The following is a 19,033-nucleotide window of genomic DNA, read 5'->3' as shown; positions in this document are numbered from 1 at the left end:
TCCCCACCCCTAAGCGCCCCTAGCTTCCGCCGGTCCGATGAGAGGCTGGACCTGCTGATGAGGCCCTCCGCCCACCCCTATCCGGGGTTAGGGGTGGCAGGCGCCGACCGGCCATTCCTATATTCGGACCATCTTGGCGCCTTCCCATTCCACCGAAAGGACGGGCCGATGCCGGCGAAACTCTTTGCCGCGGACTCGGTGCAGACCCTCGACGAGTTCGAGCTGCGCGCACTGGGCGTGGCCGACGCGCTGGGCGCGCGGGGACTGCTGCCCGGGCACCGCGTGATGCTCAAGGCCGGCAACTCCGCCGGGTACGTCACCACGCTGTTCGCGCTGATGCACCTCGGCGCGTCGATCGTGCTGGTCGACCCGCAGGAGAAACCGCAGCAGACCCAGGAGATCCTCGACCGCGCGGACGTCCGGCTGTCCATCGTGGACGACGACGCCCCGCTGCCGGACGGGCAGAATCCCGTTTACCTCTACGAGCTCCTCGCCGACGCCGTGCCGGCGCAACCCGGCGAACGGCTGTCCTTCGAGCGCTGGTGCGAGCAACCGGACAGCATCATCATGTGGTCGTCCGGCTCCACCGGCTCGCCGAAGGGCATCGTCAAGAACGGCGCCCGGTTCCTCAAGAACATGCAGCGCAACGCCGACCAGGTCGGGCACCGGCCGGACGACGTCCTGCTGCCGCTGCTGCCGTTTTCGCACCAGTACGGCATCTCGATGGTGATGATCGCGTGGCTGACACGCTGTTCGCTGGTGATCGCCCCCTACCGCCGGCTCGACCGCGCGCTGCGGATGGCGGGCCAGTGCGGCGCGACCGTCGTGGACGCCGCCCCGACCACCTACCAGAGCATGCTGAACATCGTGCGCAAGCGCCCCGAGGCCCGGGCCGCGCTGGCGAAGGTCCGGATGTTCTGCAGCGGCGCCGCGCCGCTGGACTCCCCCGTCGTCGCCGAGTACGAAGCCGAGTTCGGGATGACCCTGCTGGACAGCTACGGCAGCACCGAGCTGGGCAACCTCGCCTTCGCGACGCTGGACAACCCGGTCGGCACCGGCCAGGTGATGGCCGGCATCGGTGTCAAGGTCGTCGACGACGACGGCCGCGAGGTCGCCGCCGGGGAGATCGGCGAGGTGGTCATCGACTGCCCGGACATGCTGACGTCGCTGCTCGGCGCCGACGGGACGATCACCCCGGTCGAGCAGGGCTGGTACCCCACCGGCGACTTCGGGCACCTCGACGAGCACCGGAACCTGTTCATCGCCGGCCGCAAGGCGGCCGTGCACCGCATGGGCTACACGCTGCACCCGGAGATCATCGAGCGGAAGGTCGCCGCGCACGGCTGCAGCACCCGCATCATCTCGCTGCCCGACGAGCGCAAGGGCGCGCAGCTCGTGTTCTTCGTCGCCGACCCGGACCAGCGCGAAAGCGGTTACTGGCGCGACCGGATCGCCGAGGTGCTGCCCGCCTACGAGCAGCCGAACCGCGTGGTCGTCGTCGACCAGTTCCCGGTCAACCGCAACGGGAAGCCGGACAAGAAGCGGATGGAAGAGCTCGCCGAGGCCGGTGCGGGGGCATGAGCGGCACCGCACTCGTCTTCCCCGGCATGGCGCCGAGCAGGTTCGCGGAGCTGACCAAGTTCCTGGTGATCAACGCCGACGCCCGCCGCCGGGTCGCGGAGGCCGACGAAGTCGTCGGATACTCCATTTTGGACGCCTACGCCGAAGCGGACGACGACTACTCCCCCGCGGCACAGCTGGCGTTCCTGGTCAGCTGCGTCGCCCTCGCGGACTCGCTCGCCTTCCGGCCTGACGTCGTCACCGGTGTGAGCTTCGGGCAAAAAGCAGCCGCGGTCCACTCCGGCGCGCTGTCCTTCGCCGACGCGGTGCGCCTGACCGCGATCCAGGCGGACTGCGAGGCGGAGTATTTCGCTTCCCAGCACCAAGACGTCGTCACGCACACCGTGATGCGCGTTCCCGACGAGGGCTGGCGGACAGTGCTCGGCGAGCTGTCGTGGCACGAGGTCTCGGGAGTCGTCGACGATGGTTTCCACATGGTCTCGCTGCGCGAAGGCGAGCTCGACGAGTTCATCCGCCGGATCGGCGCGGTGGGCGGCTATTCGCTGTACACGATGCGGCCCCCGGTGCACGCGCCCGCGTTCGGCGAGCTGCGCCGCCGGGCCGCCGCGGCCGCGTTCGACGGCTGCCCGCTGCGCGACCCGGAGATCCCGCTGGTGACCGACCAGGACGGCGCCGTCGTCCGCACGGCCGCCGAGGTGCGCACGATGCTGCTGGCCACCTTCGACCGGCCGATCGACTGGCCGTCGGTCACCGCGTCGCTGCACCGGCTCGACGTCACCGAGCTGCACTTCTGCGGCACCGACAACCTCTTCAGCCGGGTGCCCCGCACCAAGGCGTTCAAGGTCGTGGCGCACAACCCGAAGCTGGCGCTGAAGCCCCGCCGGGAAGCCGTTCCCGCCGGCTGAGCACCCGGTCGCGGTGGCTCCCCCGACGTCACCGCGCCCGGGGTTCCCGCTCCAGCCCGTGCTGCACGGCGTACCGCACCGCCTCGACGCGGTTGCGGACGCCGATCTTCGCAAACGCGTTGTTGATGTGCGTTTTCACCGTCGCCTCGCCGATGAACAGCTCGGCGGCGATCTTCCCGTTGCTCAGCCCCGCGGCGATCAGGCCGAGCACCTCGGCCTCGCGCGCGGTGAGCCCGTCGGGCAGGCCTTCCTTGTGCGGCACGGCTTTCGGCGCGCCCTGGCCGCCGGAGTCGAACAGCGCGCTGACCACCTGGCGCGAGACGTCCGCGCCGAACGTCAGCTGACCCGCGACGACGGACCGCAGCGCGGACCCGATCTCCCCGCGACCGGCTTCCTTCGTCAGGTACCCGCGCGCGCCCGCGGCGAGCGCGCCGGCGATCGACTCGTCGTCCGAATAGGTCGTCAGCACCACCACGGCGACGTCCGGGTGCTCCTGGGTGATGCGCTTGGTCGCCTCGACCCCGCTCAGCACCGGCATGTTCAGGTCCATCAGCACGACGTCGAGCCGCTCGAGCCGGCCGACCAGGTCGAGCGCCTCCGCGCCGTTCGCCGCCGAGCCGACCACCTCGACGTCGTCGAGCAGGCTCATCAGCGCGACCAGGCCTTCCCGCACGACCTGCTGGTCGTCGACCACGATCACCTTGATCGTCTGCGGCTCACCCATGATCCCCTCCGTTGTGCGCGGGTTCCGGAACTTCCGCGACCACCTGCCACGCCCCCGGTTCGGCCCCGGCGCTGAGCCGGCCGCCCACCTGGGCGAGCCGTTCCCGCATCCCGGTCACGCCAAAACCCTTCCCCGCACGCGGTTCGCCGGACAGCGGGTTGCGGACGGTGAGGCGGATCGACCCCGGTTCGCACCCCAGCACGACGGTCACCGGCGCGCCGGGCGCGTGTTTCGCGGCGTTCGTCAGCGCTTCCCGGGCCGTCGCCACGAGGCAGGCTACCACCGCGAAAGCGGGCGCCCGGAGGTCGCCTTCGGTGCGAAAGGACACTTCGGCCGCGTTCATCTTGCTGTGCCGCTGCGCGAGATCCGCCAGCGCCCGGTCGAGCGGCGGGACGTCGGCACGCAGCGCGGCGACGGCGTTGCGCGCCTCGGCGAGGCCGTCCACGGCCAGCCGCCGCGAGACCAGGATCCGTTCCAGCGCCTGGCCGTCCTCGTTTTTCTCCATCAGCGCCTCGGCGAGCTCGAGCTGCACGACAAGCGCGCCAAGGGAATTCGCGAGCACGTCGTGGATCTCGCGGGCGATCCGGGTGCGCTCGTCCAGCGCCGCGGCGCGCGCCTGCTCGGCCTGCGCGCGGGTCGTCTGCTCCAGCAGCGCCTGGGTCTGGGCCAGGTGGAGCCGGTACTGCCGGCGGTTGAGCCCGAACAGCAGGATGATCACCAGGCCGAGCGGGTTGCCGAGCGTCTCGCCGGCCCCGACGTCGGCGAGCAGGCCGCCCAGCACGCACAACGCGATGTCGGCGCACCCGGTCGCGACGATCACCCGGACGCGCAGGGTGGTCAGCGCGGCGAACCGGCCGAGCATCACCACGCCGATGACCAGCGCGGAGGTGTCCGAAGCCAGGCTGATCACCGGCGCCACGACGGTGGCTCCCGCGGCGAGCAGCGCCGCGGCCGTCCGCGGCAGCCGGTCGTGGGCGAGCACGAACCCCACCCAGCACGCGGCGGCCGCGCCGTAGGCCGCCCACACGAACGACTGGGTCTCCCCGGTGGTCAGCAGCGTCGCCAGGATCACGACGGATCCCAGCAGCTGCACCACCAGCCAGCCCGGCGCCACGTTCTCGGGGAACCTGAGGCCGCGGAGCACCTTGTCCATGACCAGCAGTCTGCCGCATCACCGGCCGCCGGGCCCCCCGTGGTGGGGCAGAGTAGGGGTTGCCGGTTTTTCGGCGCCGCGCTTACCCTTGGGCGGTGAAGATCGCCTGCTGGGAGGCCGTGGCGGACGGCGTCTCACCCTCCCGGCTGCGTGCCGCCGCCGAGCGGGCCGCGGCGGCCGGTGCGGCGGTGCTCGTCACGCCCGAACTGTCGGGCACCGGGTACCTGACCGACGCGCGGCGCCTGCGTTCCCTCGCCGAACCGCTCGGCGGGCCGTACTGCGCGGCGGTCTCCGCGATCGCCGCCGAAACCGGGATCGCGATCGTGCACGGCTGGCCCGAAGCCGACGGCGACCGCGTGTACAACACCGCCCGGCTCGTGGGGCGTGCCGGTGAGACCGTGCTGAGCTACCGCAAGAGCCACCTCTACGGCCCGGTCGAGCGCGCCGCGTTCGACCCCGGTGACGACGGTGTGGTGCAGGCCGAGTTCGAGGGCCTCACGCTGGGCGTGCTGATCTGCTACGACGTCGAATTCCCCGAAGCCGTGCGCGCGCACGCGCTGGCCGGGACGCAGCTGCTGCTCGTGCCGACCGCGCTGATGGAGCCGTGCGAGTTCGTCGCGACCGGGCTCGTGCCCGCCCGCGCGTTCGAAAACCAGCTGTTCATCGCCTACGCCAACTGGACCGGCCGCGGGCAGGGCCTCACCTACTGCGGGCTCAGCCGGGTCGTCGGCCCGGACGGGCGGGTGCTCAGCGGTGACGGCGAGCTGCGCGTCGCCGAAATCGACCTCTCCGAGATCCCGAAGGCCCGCGAGCTCAGCCCCTACCTGGCCGACCGCCGGCCGGACCTGTTCGCCGGATAGTCCACTGTGGACGTCCGGCTGTCCATTCTGGACACTTCGCCGATCGTGGCCGGTTCGAGCGCCCGCGAAGCCCTCGCGAACACCGTCGACCTCGCCGTGCTGGCCGACGAGCTCGGCTACCACCGCTACTGGGTGCCGGAACACCACGGGATGCGCGGGGTGGCGAGCTGCGCGCCCGCCGTCGTCGCCGGCCGGCTCGCGGCCGCGACGCGCCGCATCCGGATCGGCGCCGGCGGCGTGCTGCTGCCGAACCACCCGCCGATCGTGGTGGCGGAGCAGTTCGGCACGCTGACGGCGTTCCACCCCGGCCGGATCGACCTCGGCCTCGGCCGGGCGCCCGGTGGTTCCCCGGCCGCGGTGGACCTCGTCCGCGGCGGCCGCGCCACCCCGGGCTTCCGCGCGCAGGTCGAGGAGCTGCTCGGGTACTTCGACCGGCCGGGCCCGGCGGTCCCGGCGGCCGGGAACGCCCCGGACGTCTGGCTGCTGGGCACGTCCGCGGCCAGCGCGCGGCTCGCCGGGCAGCTCGGGCTGGCGTACGCCTACGCCCACCACCTCAACCCGGACGACGCGGCCGAGGCGACGGAGACGTACCGCTTGGCGTTCCGGCCGGCTCGCATTCCGGCGCCGGTGACGCTGGTCAGCGTGTCCGTGATCGCGGCCGAGACCGACGCTCGCGCCGAACGGCTCGCCCGGCCGACCCGGGTGAAGGTCCTTCGGCGGCTTCGCGGTGAGCGCATCCTGTTGCCGAGTCCCGAGGAAGCCGCAGCCCACGAGCCCGCCGACCTCGCGAACCGGCTCTTCGCCGGCTCGCCGTCGACGGTGCTGGACCAGCTGCGGGCCGTCGTCGCCGAAACGGGCGCCGACGAGCTGATGGTGACCACCCCGGTGCACGGCCACCCCGACCGGCGGCGGTCGTACGAGCTCCTCGCGCGTCACATCGGGACCGCCTGATTCGTCAGGCTGGTGACGGAGAAGAGGAACCGTGGACGACTTCCTGGCCGAGAAGTTCGAGGGGCACCGGGCCCACCTGCGCGCGGTGGCCTACCGGATGCTGGGATCGGCGGCCGAGGCGGACGACGCCGTCCAGGAGACCTGGCTGCGGCTCGCCCGCACCGACACCACCGCGGTGGCGAACCTGGGCGGCTGGCTGACCACCGTGACCGGCCGGATCTGCCTGGACGTGCTGCGCTCCCGCCGGACGCGCCGCGAGGAGCCCCTCGAGACGCACGTGCCGGACCCGGACGTCACGGCCGACCCGGCGGACCTCGCCGTGCTCGCCGATTCGGTGGGCCTGGCGCTGCTCGTCGTGCTGGAGACGCTGAAGCCGGCCGAGCGGCTGGCGTTCGTCCTGCACGACATGTTCGGCGTGCCGTTCGAGGAGATCGCGGCGATCGCCGGGCGCACGCCGTCGGCCACCACCCAGCTGGCCAGCCGCGCTCGCCGCCGGGTGCGCGGGGCCGCCCGGCCGGACGGCGATCTCTCCGCGCAACGCGAGGTCGTCGACGCGTTCCTGGCCGCGTCGCAGGCCGGTGACTTCGAGGCGCTGGTCGCGGTGCTCGACCCGGACGTGGTGCTGCGCGCCGACGCGGGCACGGCGTCGAAGCTGGTCCGCGGCGCGCGGACGGTGGCCGCCCAGGCCCTGCTGTTCGCGAGCGGGAGTGGCACGCTCCCGCGGCCCGTGGTCGTCAACGGCCAGGCCGGGCTGCTCGCGGTCGCGGACGGGCGGCCGGTGGCGGTGTTCGGCCCGACGGTCCGCGGCGGCCGAATCGTGGAGATCAACATCGTGGCCGACCCGGCCCGGATCGCGGCGCTCGGCCTGACCTGAGCAGAATGACCGCGTGCTGAGCCCCGAAAGAGTGAAGACCCACTGGTGGCGCGCAGCTCTCGTGGTGGCGGCGGTGGTCGTGGCGGCGTTCTCGCCGAGCGTCGTCGGCGGCCTGTTCGGCGTGGTGCCGATCCTGGTGTGGTGCGGGCTCGCACCGTCGCGGCGGACGGGCATCGTCGCCGGGCTGGTCCTGCTCGCGCTGCTGGCGTGGTTCGTGGTGCCGCGCGCGCTGAACCTCGCCGGGCCGTGGCCGGCCGGACGCGAGATCTTCTGGCTCCACCCGATCCTGGCGGCGGTGGTCTGCGCGATCGGCGCGCGGCGCGGCGGCGCCCGGCTGGCGCTGCTGGTGGGCGCCGGGTTCTTCCTGACGGGTGCCGCCTGGGTCGTCGGCCTGGAGGCGGCGGCCGGGGACGAAGGTGTCCTGCCCGCGCCCGCGCAGCTGCGGATCCAGGAGGACTACAGCTGCGGTTCCGGCGGCTGCTGGCGGGTCCTGACGGCGACCGGCGAGCGCGCCCCGGACGTCATGCGCGAACACCTCGCGGCCGTGAACTTCACCCCGCCGGCCGACCCGGAGCGCACCGAAATCTGCCGGACGAACGGGCTCGTGGTCAGCCACGAGGTCTGCGCCCGGCTGACCACCCTGGCGCCGGACGCCGTCCGCGTGGAGTGGTACGTGAGCTGAGCCGTGGCGCGGCGGCCGGACCCCGCCGCGCCCCGGCCCCGCTCACCCCGGGGCGACCGCCCGCCCGGTCTGCGGCGAGATCATGCCCGCGCACAGCCCGCGGCTCGCCAGGACCTGCGCGATCCGCGGGATGGCCGCCCGGGTGTTGGCGGGCCACTCGTGCATCAGGATGACCTGGCCGTTGGTGAGCCGGGCGTTGGCCTGGACGATGGCGTCCACGCTCGCGCCGTTCCAGTCCTGCGAATCGATGTCCCAAATGACCTGTCGGAGGCCGTATTTTGCTTCCACGGCCTGCAGTGTCCCGTTGGTTTCCCCGTAGGGCGGGCGGAACAGCTTGGGCGTGCCACCGCCCGCGGCCGCGATCGCCTGCTGCGTCCGGGAGATCTCGGAGTCCATTTGGGACTGGCTCTGCTGGGTGAGGTGCGGGTGGGTGTAACTGTGGTTGTCGACCCACATCCCGGCGCTCACCTGCGCCCGCACCTGAGCCGGGTACGCGGCGGCGTACTGGCCCTCGTTGAACATGGTGGCCCGCAACCCGTTCTGGCGCAATGCGTTGAGCAACGCGGATGTGTTCGCAGTGGACGGTCCGTCATCGAAGGTGAGACCGACGTAGCCGTTGCAAGCCGCAGCGTGCGCTTCGGTGCCCATGACGCTCCCTGTGACGGCGAGGGCGGTGACCAGCGCCGTGATCCATGGCCGCACGGGTCAGCCCACCGTCAGGTTCGAGTTGCCGCTGCTCTGGTACCCCTCGGTCGCGAGGATCATGTAGTAGGAGAAGTTCCCCAGCCGCATGCCGTACCGCGCCCAGGCGTCGAAGTGGTTGCCGGTGGTGATGGTGCCCCCGGTCTTCTTCTGCTGCCGCACGGACCAGTACTGGTTGAAGGTCCGGGTCCCCTCGACGGACGGCGCGTTGTAGCGCGTCGTCTGGTAGACGTCGTAGGTGCCGCCGTCACTGGTGACGGTGCCCTTGTAGGTGCCGGTGGGCCGGTAGGTGCCCCAGTTGTCGACGACGTAGTACTCGACGAGCGGGTTGGACGTCCAGCCGTAGAGCGCGAGATAGCCGTTGCCGGAGGGGTTGAAGCTGCCGGAGTAGTTGACGTTCCGCCGACTCCCGTTGCTCCATCCCTTGCCGGCGACGAAGTTCCCGGTGTTGCTCCAGTTCATCCGGTAGTTGCCCCCGGAGCCGAGCGTCATGGCGGTGGAGCCACCACCATCGGTCCAGAACGAGTAGTAGTAACCGTTGTTGTTCCCGGTCTGGTTGGTGGTGACGACGGTATCGGCCCGGGCAACCCCGGGCACCAAGGCGGCGGCCAGCGCCAGGGCGGCGCACACCTTGAACCGGTTCCTGGTGAGCATGCTTCCTCCTCGTCGAGGCTGCGGAATGGCGAAAGCATGCGATCGCGGGAGTGGGGTGGGCAATAACCTTCGGAAAGTTTCGGGAGTACGGAAGGGTTTCCCGATGATCAGGCCCGGTGCCGTCGCCGGGTCCGGACCAGCGTCCGCGCGCGGCCGGCCGGTCGCGCGGCGAGCAGCCGGATCCAAGCGGGAGCGCGTCCACCCATGACCTCGGCCGGGCGATATTCGCCGGCACTGCTCCCCTCACTTTGCCGGACGACTTCTTCGAAGAACCAGGAAGAAGCGATCACGGCGAGGACCGCGTCGGTGTCCGCCAGCGCTTGCTTGAGTTCGGGTGCGTCCACCAGTCGATGCGCGTGAAGGATCGACGAACCGGTGACTCCGTGCTCGTCGTAAGTCACCTCGCCGGCGTGCAACGCCAGCCGCAGCCGGATGTGCTCCTCGGGTGGGTGCATCGCATTGTGGGCTGCCAGCTCGTCGGCGAGCGCGCCCGGGAGCAAATCGGCGAAGGGAGTCTTGGGGACGCCCGCCGGTTCGAGCACGAGCACCCCGTCGCCGAGGTCCGAATACCGGCAGGCACTCCACGGGATGCCGGAGGTGGCGAAAGCCCGTTCGAGGCCCTGATACAGACCGCGGCGGACACGGAGCTTGTTGGGCGTGGTCCGGCTGTGACGCCCGAATCCCGCCACGTCCACGACAACGATCGTGCAGTGCGCCGTGTTGAGCTCCACGCGCCCGCGCCAATCGACCTCCCCGGCGAGCCGCTGCGGCGGGATGACTCCGAACGCCCCCGGTGCAACCTCGGCCGGCGAGCGGACCCGGCCGCGGGTCCGGCCGGCCGGTCGTTCCAACTGAGGTTTTTCCATGGGCCGAAATATCCGTTCGAGTGAAACTTCCGGCTCGACAGGAGGTGACCCCACCAGGTTAGATGAACCGAGTGACCTCTACGTACGTGTACCCACACATCGTTTGGTTACCGTAACCACGTCCGGAGGCTGACCAAGATGACCGCGCCGCAGTCACCTGTGGTCGCGTCCTGGGAACTCGCACTCCGGCTCAAGAAGCAACGCGAGCGGTTGGGCATCGAGGTCAAGGCGATCACCGAGGCGCTCGGGTTCACCCGCAACTACTGGTCCGCCGTCGAGAACGAGCGCAAGATCCTCTCCCCGGAAGCACTCGCGCGGGTCGCCGAGCTCTTCGAGTTCGACGACGAAGAGAAGGCCGAGCTACTGGCCTTGCGCACCACTGCCAAGCAACGCGGTTGGTGGTCGAACTACTCGGCTTTGTTCGACGCCGACGTCCAGCGCCTGTTCGGTCTGGAACAGGGCGCCAGGGCCATCCGCGACTACGAAAGCTTGCTCATCCCGGGCCTGCTCCAGACCGCCGACTACATCCGCGCGATCATGACTCCCGCGGTCACGCTGCCGCAGGTCGAAGTCGACCAGCGCGTCGACGCCCGGCTGCGGCGGCAGGCGAGACTCGCGGACCCGGACGATCCGTTCACGCTGACCGCCATCCTCAGCGAAGCGGCTCTGCGGCAGCAGATCGGCGGCCGGGACGTGCTCCGGGGGCAGCTCGTGCACCTGGCCGAGCTGATCGAGCGCCACCCGGCGAAGCTCGACGTCCGCGTCATCCCGTTCACGGCCACCGCCTGCGGGCTCTTCGGCGCGGCGACGGTCCACCTCCTGGAGTTCGGCAACCCGCGGCTCCCCACCCTGGCGTGGCAGGAAACCGTGACCGCCTGGGGCGTCATCGACGACCCGGTGCAGGTCCGGAACATCACCACGACGTATTACGAGGACGCATTCCGGCGCGCACTTCCTCGAGATCAGAGCCTGCACATGGTCCGTGATTACATCGAGGAAACCTGATGAAACAAAGCTCGACCGAAGTGTTCCCGTCCTCGCCCGCACCCCGTCGCGACGGATGGTTCAAGAGCAGCTATTCCAACGCCGGTGGCAGCTGTGTCGAAACCCTGCTGACTTCCGGCGCCGCTCTCGTGCGCGACAGCAAGGATCGTCGCGCCGAACAGCCTGTCATCGAGTTTTCGCCCGCCGCTTGGACAACCTTCCTGCACATCGTGACGCCGGAAGATCTTTAGTGTCAGACCAGTGAGCGGCTGAGGGCGTGCACGTGCAGGGCGCGCCTTCACCCCAAAGCACACTCCTCGAGCCCCGGCTCCCCGGACTCGTCCGATCCGACGACCCGGATCCACGCGCGCGTGGTGGTTTCCTTCTCCTGAACGGACACCGGCCGATAGCGGCCGGGACGGCTCAACGGGCTGTGCCGGATGATCTCTTCGTGGAACCAGGCCGAAGCGATCACCGCGAGATCATCTTCCGAACAGGCCAGGATTTCCTTCAGCACCAACGAATTGAGCAGCCGGAAGGTGTGCACGATCGCGGAACCGGTCGTGCCGTACGTGTCATAGCTGACTTCGCCGGCGTGCAGCGCCAGCCGAAGGCGAATCCGCTCGGGCGGCCGGTGCGAGCGGTTGTGGCCGGCCAGCGATTCCGTGAGCGCACCCGGGACCAGTTCACTGAACACCGCTTTCGGGTAGGCCGCGGGAGCCAGGACGAGGATCCCGTAACCGAGGTCCACGCGATAGCAGTGGTCCCAGGCCACTCCGCTTTCGGCCAACGCCTCCTCGAAGGCGCGGTACAACCCCGCGCGCAGCACCAGCCGGTGCATGTTGGTCCGGTCGAACGCCGAGTACCTCTCCATTCCCACTGCGAGAATCGTGTGGTGCACCGGATCCGCGTGGCGCTCCGCCGGACGCCCGTCGACGGGATCGGGTGCCAGCAACTGCAGCAACCGCCACAGAAAGCCGGAACCGGCACTCGTTTCGCTCGGGTAGCGCTCCCGTTCTGTCCACGGCATCGGGCCACCTCCAGCCGGGCCGGTCCTCCGGGACGAGCGTGACCGCGGCTGGTTGACACTTCGGTTGCCGGTTGCTGGACAAATTCTTGACAGCCGCTTGACCTGCGCCGAAACCGCGCCGCCGGCGAGTTACGGTGCCAGCGGGGAGCGGGGGTGGACGAGGAAACCTGATGGAGTTCCGGATCCTGGGGCCCGTCGAGCTCCGGCTCGGTGACCGGAAGGCGACGCTCGGGCGGGCGAAGGAGCGATCGCTGCTCGGTGTCCTCATGCTCCACCACGGCAAGGTCGTCCACGTCCGCACCGTCATCGAGGCGCTCTGGGACGACAACCCGCCCGAGCACGCCCGGAAGGACCTCCAGGCCTACGTCAGCCGGCTGCGCGCGTCGCTGCGGGACTCCGGGGTTTCCGCGCGGATCGTCACCCGGCGCGCCGGGTACGAGTTCCTGCCCGAGGACGAAGAGCTCGACTACGCGCGGTTCAAGTCCCTGGTCCGCGACAGCGGCACCGCGCGGCGGGCGGGCCGGCTCGACGACGCCGCGGCCGCCCTCCGGGAAGCCATGGACCTCTGGCGCGGGCCCGCCGTCGAGGATCTCGGCACCGTTTGGATGGAGCAGAAGCGCGAGGACCTCGACCTCTACGACCGCGTCGCCGGGTACCAGGCCCTGTGCGCCGTCGAGCTCGAACGCGGCAACCACCGTGAGGTGCTGCAGATCCTCGACGTCGCCATGGTCGAGCACGAGTTCGACACCCAGTACATCGCCCAGCGGCTCGCCGCGCTCGACGGGCTCGGGCACTACGAAGAGTTCGACGCCTACTGGAAGCAGGTTTACGACCGCTCCGCCCGCTCGTTCGGCACCGGGCCCGCGCGGGAGCTGCAGGAGCTGCACCGGCGGCTGCTGCAGTCGCGGGACCTGCTCGCGCCGGCCGACGAGCACCGCACGCAGGCCGCCCTTCGCGCGTTGCCGCCCGCGCAGCTGCCCTCGACGGTCAGCGAGTTCGTCGACCGCTCCGCCGACCTCGTGCGCCTCGACGACCTGTTCCTCCGCTCCCGGGTCGGCGGCTCGCCGTCGACGCTCATCGTCGCCGTCACCGGGCCGGCCGGGGTCGGCAAGACGGAGCTGGGGCTGCACTGGGCGCACCACGTCCGGGAGCAGTTCCCCCACGGCCAGCTGCACGCGGACCTCGCCGGGTACGGCAGCGGCGCGCCCCGCGACCCCGCCGACGTGCTGGCGGAGTTCCTCGACGCGCTGGGCGTCTCCGCGACGGCGTTGCCCGCGAGCCTGAGCGCCCGGACCGCGCTGCTGCGCACCCTCCTCGACGACCGCCGGATGCTGTTCTTCCTCGACAACGCCCGGGATTCCGGGCAGGTCGTGCCGTTGCTGCCGGGCAGCGCGCAGTGCGTCGTCGTGGTCACCAGCCGGTACCGGCTCAGCGACCTCGTCACCGGCCACGGCGCGTACCGGCTGGACGTCGGCCGTTTCGGCGCGGCCGAGACCGAGCAGCTGCTCGGCGGCCTGCTCCGCGACTCCGTGGCCGAGCTCCCCGATCCGGCGACGGCCGTCGCGCTCACCGGCGGCACCCCGCAGGCCATCCGCACACTCGCCGAACTCCTTGCGGGCGGCGAAGAACTGCCCGGCCCGGCCGAGCTGCTGCTGGCCGGTGAGCTGGCGTCGGGCACGATCCTGACGTCGCTGATGTGGTCGTACCACGCGCTCCGCCCGGCGGCCGCCCGCCTGTTCCGGTCGCTGGCGCTCCACGGCTCGCCCGGCCTCACGCTGCCCGCGGTGTGCGCGCTCGACGGCACCGACGAGGAGACGACCCGCGGCGCGCTCGCCGGGCTCGGCGCGCTGTACCTGGTCGGCCGGCGCGACGGCCGGTTCGTGCTGGACGACCTCACGCGCGCGGCCGGGGCGCGGCTCGCGCTCGCCCACGATCCTCCCGACGTCCGCCGGGAGGCCGAAGAGCGGCTGCTCGACTGGTACATCGCGCGGGTGTCGGACGCCGCCGAGGTGCTGGCGCCGGCCTTGCGCCGCACCGCCGAGCTGCCCCAGGCGGGGCGGCTGCCAGATTTTGCTGCTGCCCAAGCGTTTCTGGAGGACGAGGCCTCGAGCCTGCGGGCCGCGATCCGCCGTGGGGCGTCGTCGTCCCGGGCGGTGACCTTGCTTCGGTTGATGCGGCCGCACCTCGGTCCCGAATGGCGCGAGACTGCCGAAGCCGTCTTGCTCGCGGCCCGGGCGGCCGGGGACCTCGACGCGGAAGGGCAGGCCTGGACGGCGTTGGCGCGGATCCACGACGACCCCGTCAAGATCGAGGAGGCGCTGCGGCTGGCGGACACGATCTTCGGCAACACCGGCAACCATCGCGACCGGTCGGAAGTGCTCCTGCTGCTCGCCCGGCACGCGGAAGACCCGGCCCACGCCGAGTCGTGCCTGCGCGAGGCGCTGGCGATCCAGGCCAGCTTGAACGAGCCGTCACAGTCCGCGGCGGCGCACGGGGCGCTCGGCACGCACCTGCGTCTGCGCGGCCGCCGTCGTCTGGAGGAGGCTGCGGAACACCTGGGCCAGGCGAAGATGCTTTACGAGGAGCTGGGCGACCACCGGCGGCACGCGGCCATGGCGCTGGAGCTCGGTCTGCTGAGCCGCCAGTCGGGCCGGACGGGCGAGGCGATCGGGTTCCTCACCGAAGCCGTCACCCTGCACGACCGGCACCCGGCCGACCACCACCAGACGCTGACGGCGCTGGTCGAGCTGAGCGAGGCCGGGTGTGACGCCGGTGAGCACACGGAGGTCCTGCTGAACGCGCGCAAGGCGCTGGGGATCTCCCGGTCGCCGACCGACCACAGGTGGGTGGTCCGCGCTTTGGTGGCATTGGTGCGTTCCCTGGCGGCGACGGGACGGCAGGCGGAGGCGTGGAACGAGTCCCGCCAGACGATCGCCCTGGTCACGGAGCCTGACGACCCGGTCCACGACCACGTCCGCGAGCAGTTCACCCGGCTCGGCCTGTGGCCGGCGGTCAGGTGAAACAGCGGGATCCGCGCTGGCGACTACCGGTCCGTGGGCAAGTACGAGCCTTTGCGGCACCACCTGGCGGCGACGAGCGGGACGGTGGTGGAGCTGACGTTCGCCGAGATTGCCACGCTGGTAGGCGGCCTCCCACCCTCGGCGTACGAATGGCCCGCCTGGTGGAGCAACGGCGGCCATGTCCAAGCCGAAGCCTGGACGAAGGCGGATTGGCGCGTCGACCGCGTGAGCCTGGATCGACAGCGAGTGCGCTTCACCCGCGGGGAAGCTCGACAGCACCGGAGGGCTCGTGTTCCCGCTGCTGCCACACACGCCCGGCGTCTACCGGATCACCCTGTCCGGCTCGCCGGACCAGGAGCAGCCGATGGTCTACGTCGGTGAGTCCGAGAACCTGGGCCGCCGCACCGGGCACTACCGGCGGCCCGGCCCGGCACAGCCGACGAACCAGCGGATCCACGACCTGCTGAAGAAACACACCTGCACGACGGCGGAACCGCCACCATGGCCGTCGCGACGGTGGCCACGATAGTCGCCGATGGGGCGTCGCGAGAGCTGTCGTTCCGCCGCAAGACCGCCCGGGTCTTGGCCGAGCACGCCGCCCTGGCTCTGGTGTACCTCGACGGTGACGCGCTTGCCCTCAACCGTGACAAGAACATCGAGCCCTGAGCCCGGTTTCATCGGGATTTCATCACCCCCGCCTACCGTCCCCCTGGGGAGATCCGGGCGCCGGCCGAGGGGGACGGCGCCCGGTTCCTCACTCCCTCAGGCCGATCGCCTCCACCGGCCGGGCCCGCAACGCCACCGACGTCGACAGCCCGATCGCCGCCATCCCCAGCAGCACCGCTCCACCGATGATTCCCCCGTAGACGGACCACGGCCCCGACGGCAACGGGCTCCCCCGCAGCCCCACGTTCAGCAAACCCAGCGGCACCAACGCCACCAGCGTCCCCGCGACCACCGCGATCCCCACCGTCGCCACCGCCTCCAGGCGCATCATGCGGGTCACCTGGCGGCGGGTTGTGCCCACCAGCCGCAGCAGCGCGAACTCGCGGCTCCGCTGCGCCGTCGTCAGGACCAGCGTGTTGGCCACCGAAATCGCCAGGTACCCGACGATCACGCCCACCGCCACCAGGTTCAGATAGAACTGGGCCTCACTGCCGTCCGACGCCGTCGCCACCACCGCGGGCGCGAGCGTCAACCCCGGGTACAGCACCGAACGCACGGCCGTGGAAACCGTCGCCGGGTCCGCGTCCAAAGCTCGGCGGACCAGCACCGAGTCGTCCGGGCGGCCGCCGATGTGCTGGCGCGCCAGGGAAACCGGCAGCACGAAGTCGCCGAATGCCATGTCGTGCGTGTACGTCGCCACCAGGCGCAGCTTCGCCGGGACGCCGTCGCCGAAGTAGAAGTCGACCTCGTCGCCGATCTTCTTGTCCAGCCAGTCCGCTTCCGAACGGCTCAGCGCCACCGTCTCGCCGGTCAGGTCCGTCAGCCGGCCCGCGTCGACGCCCAGGTCGAGCGTGCCCCGGACCTGGTCGCCCGCCAGGCCCTGCGCCGGCTTCCGCTGGACGTCGAGGTCGTCGCCCATCGGGGTCGCCGTGATCACCGACGTCCGCACCACCGGCGTCGCCGCCGCCACGCCCGGCACGCGGGCCACCAGCGACGCCACCTCCGGGGAGACGCCGGCCGGGCCGCCGATCACGTAGTCGGCCGTCGTCGACCGCGCCGACTGCTCCGCCGCGGCCGCCGTGCTGGACGTCTGGCTGTAGAACGTCGCCAGTGCGAACGCCACCGCCAGCATCAGCGGGGTCACCGCCGCCGCGACGCGCCGCGTGTTCGCCTGCGTGTTCGCGCCCGCCAGGTAGCCGCTGATCCGCCAGACCCGCGCGAGCACCGGCGCCAGCACCCGCACCACCAGCCCGGTCACCTGCGGCCCCACCACCGCGAGCCCGATCACGACCACCAGCGTCGCCATCGTCGAGATCGCGGTCGCCACCTGGCCGTGCACGAACAGCGGCACCAGCGCGCCACCGAACCCGGCCAGCACCAGGCCCCAGCCGGTGGCCAGCCGGACACTGCCGAGCGCACGCCGTTCCACCGACGCCTCCCCGAGCGCTTCCACCGGCCGGATCGACGACGGCCGCCGCGAGGCCGCCCACGCGGCCAGCCGGGCCGCGCCCAGACCGAGCAGCAGCGCCGCGACCAGCGGCAGCGGGCTGATCGCCAGCCCGAAGTCCGCCGGGATGACGCCGATCGCGGCGAACGCGTCGCGCAGCCCGGACGCCACCGCCAGCCCCAGCGCGCTGCCGAGCACCCCGGCGGCCAGCGCCACCAACGTCGTCTCGATGCCGATGAGCTTGCGGATCTGCTTCGGCGTCGCCGCGACCGCGCGCAGCAGCGCGAACTCCCGCCGCCGCTGGTTGATCGTCAGCGCCAGCGTGCTCGCGACCACAAAAACCGCCACCAGCAAGGCAAAACCGCCGAACGAGCCGGCGATCGCCAGCAGCATCGTCCGCGTCTGGCCGACGTCGAGGAACTCGACGCTGCTGCGCTCGACCCCGGTGCCGACCTCGACGTGGTCCACGGCCGCGCGCACCCGCTCGGCCAGCGCGTCCGGCGCCACCCCGGGGTCGGCCAGCACGCCGATCGCGTGCGCCTGGCCCGGCCGCCCGGCCAGGTCCGCGGCGCGCTCCGGGGTGAAGAACAGCGCCGACTGCCGCGAAAGGCTGTCGACCACGCCGCTCACCTGGAACACCACCGGCGCCGACCGGGTCGTGATCCGCACCTGCCCGTCGACACCGACCCCGGCCTGGCTCGCCACCGCGGCGTCCAGCACGACTTCGTCCGGCGTCGCGGGCGCCCGGCCCGCGCTCAGCCGGAACGGCGCCAGCACGGCCGCGTCCCAGTTGTGGCCCAGCGACAACGGCCGGCCGAGCACCTGCCCGTCGGCGGTGACGACGTGCGCGGGAAAGCTCTGCTCCGCCACCGCGGCGCGGACGCCGGGAACTGAGGCGATCCGGCCGGCCAGCGCCGCCGGGACCGGCGGTTCTTCCGCCACCTGCTCGGCGGACAGCGCGTCGGCGCCGGGTGGCTGCACGCTCCGCTCACCGCCGACGACGACCGCCGCGCCGGCGTACCGCTCGGTGGGGACGCCGGCGCGCAGGCCGGACTCCATGAGGATCCCGCAGGCGGCCACCAGCGCGGTGCCGCACAGGATCGCGATGAACGCGCCGGCGAAACCGCCGAGCCGGGTCCGGATCGTCTGCCAGGCGAGGGTCAGCACGGTCACCACTCCCCGAGGTGCGTCATGCGCTCCGCCACCCGCTCGGGCGTGGGGTGCGCGAGGTGCCCGGCCAGCCGGCCGTCGGCCAGGAACAGCACCCCGTGCGCCGCCGAGGCCGCGACCGGGTCGTGGGTCACCATCAGCACGGTCTGCCCCATTCCCTCGACGACGTCGCGGAGCAGGTCCAGCACCTGCCGCGCGGTGCGGGTGTCGAGGGCGCCGGTCGGCTCGTCGGCGAGCACGACGTCGGGGCGGGTGACGAGCGCCCGCGCGATCGCGACGCGCTGCTGCTGCCCGCCGGACAGCTCCGCCGGGCGGTGTTCGAGCCGCTTCGCGATCCCGACGCCCTCGACGATCTCCCGCAGCCACCGCGGGTCCGGCTTGGTGCCGGCCAGCCGCATCGGCAGGGTGATGTTCTGCAGCACGTTCAGCGACGGCAGCAGGTTGTAGGCCTGGAAGACGAACCCGATCCGGGTGCGCCGCAGCCGCGTCAGCTCGCCTTCCTTCAGCCGGCCGATTTCGGTGCCGCCGAGCAGCACCCGCCCCGACGTCGGCCGGTCCAGGCCGGCCGCGCAGTGCAGGAAGGTGCTCTTGCCGGAGCCGGAAGGCCCCATCACGGCGGTGAACGTCCCCCGCGCGACACCCGCCGACACGCCGTCGAGCGCGGTCACGGCGCCGTCGCCGGAGCCGTACACCTTCCGCACCTCGGCCAGCTCCAGCGCATACGCTGTGGTCATCTTGGTCCCCTTCGTTGTGCCTGAAGGGAA

At 71.7% G+C, this 19,033-nt stretch carries 20 protein-coding genes; 12 read left to right on the top strand and 8 right to left on the bottom strand.

Features of this window, described 5'->3' with window-relative positions:
* The first annotated feature begins 168 nt into the window (after window positions 1–168).
* The gene (locus tag ACZ63J_RS34730) at window positions 169–1,581 is read left to right on the top strand and encodes a class I adenylate-forming enzyme family protein (protein WP_465398961.1); all 1,413 of its coding nucleotides are present in this window, start codon (window positions 169–171) and stop codon (window positions 1,579–1,581) included.
* Window positions 1,578–2,486 carry an ACP S-malonyltransferase gene (locus ACZ63J_RS34725; RefSeq protein ID WP_465398960.1) on the top strand — a complete coding sequence of 303 codons (909 nt, stop codon included), beginning with the start codon at window positions 1,578–1,580 and terminating at the stop codon, window positions 2,484–2,486. The genes ACZ63J_RS34730 and ACZ63J_RS34725 overlap by 4 nt, the downstream gene beginning before the upstream one ends.
* Window positions 2,487–2,514: 28 nt before the next feature.
* On the opposite strand, the gene ACZ63J_RS34720 is transcribed toward ACZ63J_RS34725, so the two are convergent.
* Complete coding sequence (locus ACZ63J_RS34720) at window positions 2,515–3,210, bottom strand: response regulator (protein WP_465311544.1); 696 nt, start codon at window positions 3,208–3,210, stop codon at window positions 2,515–2,517.
* Window positions 3,203–4,363 carry a sensor histidine kinase gene (locus tag ACZ63J_RS34715; protein ID WP_465398959.1) on the bottom strand — a complete coding sequence of 387 codons (1,161 nt, stop codon included), beginning with the start codon at window positions 4,361–4,363 and terminating at the stop codon, window positions 3,203–3,205. The genes ACZ63J_RS34720 and ACZ63J_RS34715 overlap by 8 nt, the downstream gene beginning before the upstream one ends.
* 95 nt (window positions 4,364–4,458) lie before the next feature.
* On the opposite strand from ACZ63J_RS34715, the gene ACZ63J_RS34710 reads away from it, so the two are divergent.
* From ACZ63J_RS34710 to ACZ63J_RS34695, 4 genes are read left to right on the top strand one after another with little or no spacing between them, the layout of a single operon-like run.
* Window positions 4,459–5,223, top strand: coding sequence for a carbon-nitrogen hydrolase family protein (locus ACZ63J_RS34710; RefSeq protein ID WP_465398958.1), 765 nt, complete (start codon window positions 4,459–4,461; stop codon window positions 5,221–5,223).
* A 6-nt stretch (window positions 5,224–5,229) separates the two neighbouring features.
* Complete coding sequence (locus ACZ63J_RS34705; RefSeq protein WP_465398957.1) at window positions 5,230–6,174, top strand: LLM class flavin-dependent oxidoreductase; 945 nt, start codon at window positions 5,230–5,232, stop codon at window positions 6,172–6,174.
* Window positions 6,175–6,205: 31 nt separating this feature from the next.
* On the top strand, window positions 6,206–7,048 hold the full coding sequence (locus ACZ63J_RS34700; protein WP_465398956.1) for a sigma-70 family RNA polymerase sigma factor: 843 nt from the start codon (window positions 6,206–6,208) through the stop codon (window positions 7,046–7,048).
* A gap of 13 nt (window positions 7,049–7,061) precedes the next feature.
* A complete protein-coding gene (locus tag ACZ63J_RS34695; RefSeq protein WP_465398955.1) occupies window positions 7,062–7,730 on the top strand; it encodes a hypothetical protein in 669 nt (222 codons plus the stop codon).
* A gap of 42 nt (window positions 7,731–7,772) precedes the next feature.
* On the opposite strand, the gene ACZ63J_RS34690 is transcribed toward ACZ63J_RS34695, so the two are convergent.
* The 3 genes from ACZ63J_RS34690 to ACZ63J_RS34680 all read right to left on the bottom strand — a co-directional run bounded on the left by ACZ63J_RS34690 (window position 7,773) and on the right by ACZ63J_RS34680 (window position 9,952).
* The gene (locus ACZ63J_RS34690) at window positions 7,773–8,378 is read right to left on the bottom strand and encodes a polysaccharide deacetylase family protein (protein WP_465439756.1); all 606 of its coding nucleotides are present in this window, start codon (window positions 8,376–8,378) and stop codon (window positions 7,773–7,775) included.
* A gap of 57 nt (window positions 8,379–8,435) precedes the next feature.
* On the bottom strand, window positions 8,436–9,086 hold the full coding sequence (locus ACZ63J_RS34685; RefSeq protein WP_465338403.1) for a glycoside hydrolase family 11 protein: 651 nt from the start codon (window positions 9,084–9,086) through the stop codon (window positions 8,436–8,438).
* Between the two features lie 107 nt (window positions 9,087–9,193).
* Window positions 9,194–9,952, bottom strand: coding sequence for a hypothetical protein (locus tag ACZ63J_RS34680; protein ID WP_465398953.1), 759 nt, complete (start codon window positions 9,950–9,952; stop codon window positions 9,194–9,196).
* A gap of 138 nt (window positions 9,953–10,090) precedes the next feature.
* Between ACZ63J_RS34680 and ACZ63J_RS34675 the strand changes: the two genes are divergently transcribed.
* Together ACZ63J_RS34675 and ACZ63J_RS34670 are read left to right on the top strand one after the other, a co-directional pair.
* Window positions 10,091–10,957 carry a Scr1 family TA system antitoxin-like transcriptional regulator gene (locus tag ACZ63J_RS34675; protein ID WP_465398952.1) on the top strand — a complete coding sequence of 289 codons (867 nt, stop codon included), beginning with the start codon at window positions 10,091–10,093 and terminating at the stop codon, window positions 10,955–10,957.
* Complete coding sequence (locus tag ACZ63J_RS34670; RefSeq protein ID WP_465398951.1) at window positions 10,957–11,187, top strand: DUF397 domain-containing protein; 231 nt, start codon at window positions 10,957–10,959, stop codon at window positions 11,185–11,187. The genes ACZ63J_RS34675 and ACZ63J_RS34670 overlap by 1 nt, the downstream gene beginning before the upstream one ends.
* Before the next feature lie 47 nt (window positions 11,188–11,234).
* Here the strand turns inward: ACZ63J_RS34670 and ACZ63J_RS34665 are convergent, their stop codons facing one another.
* The gene (locus tag ACZ63J_RS34665) at window positions 11,235–11,777 is read right to left on the bottom strand and encodes a hypothetical protein (RefSeq protein ID WP_465398950.1); all 543 of its coding nucleotides are present in this window, start codon (window positions 11,775–11,777) and stop codon (window positions 11,235–11,237) included.
* Between the two features lie 359 nt (window positions 11,778–12,136).
* Here ACZ63J_RS34665 and ACZ63J_RS34660 point away from each other — a divergent pair, with 359 nt between their 5' ends.
* The 4 genes from ACZ63J_RS34660 to ACZ63J_RS34645 are packed head-to-tail and all read left to right on the top strand — an operon-like array spanning window position 12,137 to window position 15,652.
* Complete coding sequence (locus tag ACZ63J_RS34660) at window positions 12,137–14,986, top strand: AfsR/SARP family transcriptional regulator (RefSeq protein WP_465398949.1); 2,850 nt, start codon at window positions 12,137–12,139, stop codon at window positions 14,984–14,986.
* Between the two features lie 33 nt (window positions 14,987–15,019).
* Window positions 15,020–15,367, top strand: a complete 348-nt coding sequence (locus tag ACZ63J_RS34655) for a DUF7662 domain-containing protein (RefSeq protein WP_465398948.1) — start codon at window positions 15,020–15,022, stop codon at window positions 15,365–15,367.
* The gene (locus ACZ63J_RS34650) at window positions 15,276–15,515 is read left to right on the top strand and encodes a GIY-YIG nuclease family protein (protein ID WP_465399197.1); all 240 of its coding nucleotides are present in this window, start codon (window positions 15,276–15,278) and stop codon (window positions 15,513–15,515) included. Before ACZ63J_RS34655 ends, ACZ63J_RS34650 begins: the two co-directional genes overlap by 92 nt.
* Window positions 15,488–15,652 (top strand): hypothetical protein, encoded by a 165-nt coding sequence (locus ACZ63J_RS34645; protein ID WP_465439754.1) that lies wholly within the window; start codon window positions 15,488–15,490, stop codon window positions 15,650–15,652. Before ACZ63J_RS34650 ends, ACZ63J_RS34645 begins: the two co-directional genes overlap by 28 nt.
* Window positions 15,653–15,740: 88 nt before the next feature.
* On the opposite strand, the gene ACZ63J_RS34640 is transcribed toward ACZ63J_RS34645, so the two are convergent.
* Entirely contained in the window at window positions 15,741–18,275 is a 2,535-nt protein-coding gene (locus tag ACZ63J_RS34640) for an FtsX-like permease family protein (RefSeq protein WP_465398946.1), read from the bottom strand.
* Window positions 18,269–19,003 (bottom strand): ABC transporter ATP-binding protein, encoded by a 735-nt coding sequence (locus tag ACZ63J_RS34635; RefSeq protein WP_465338410.1) that lies wholly within the window; start codon window positions 19,001–19,003, stop codon window positions 18,269–18,271. Before ACZ63J_RS34635 ends, ACZ63J_RS34640 begins: the two co-directional genes overlap by 7 nt.
* Window positions 19,004–19,033 lie beyond the last annotated feature (30 nt).

Source organism: Amycolatopsis sp. NPDC104863 (genome assembly GCF_055582965.1).
This window is presented reverse-complemented; position numbering and strand designations above follow the sequence as displayed.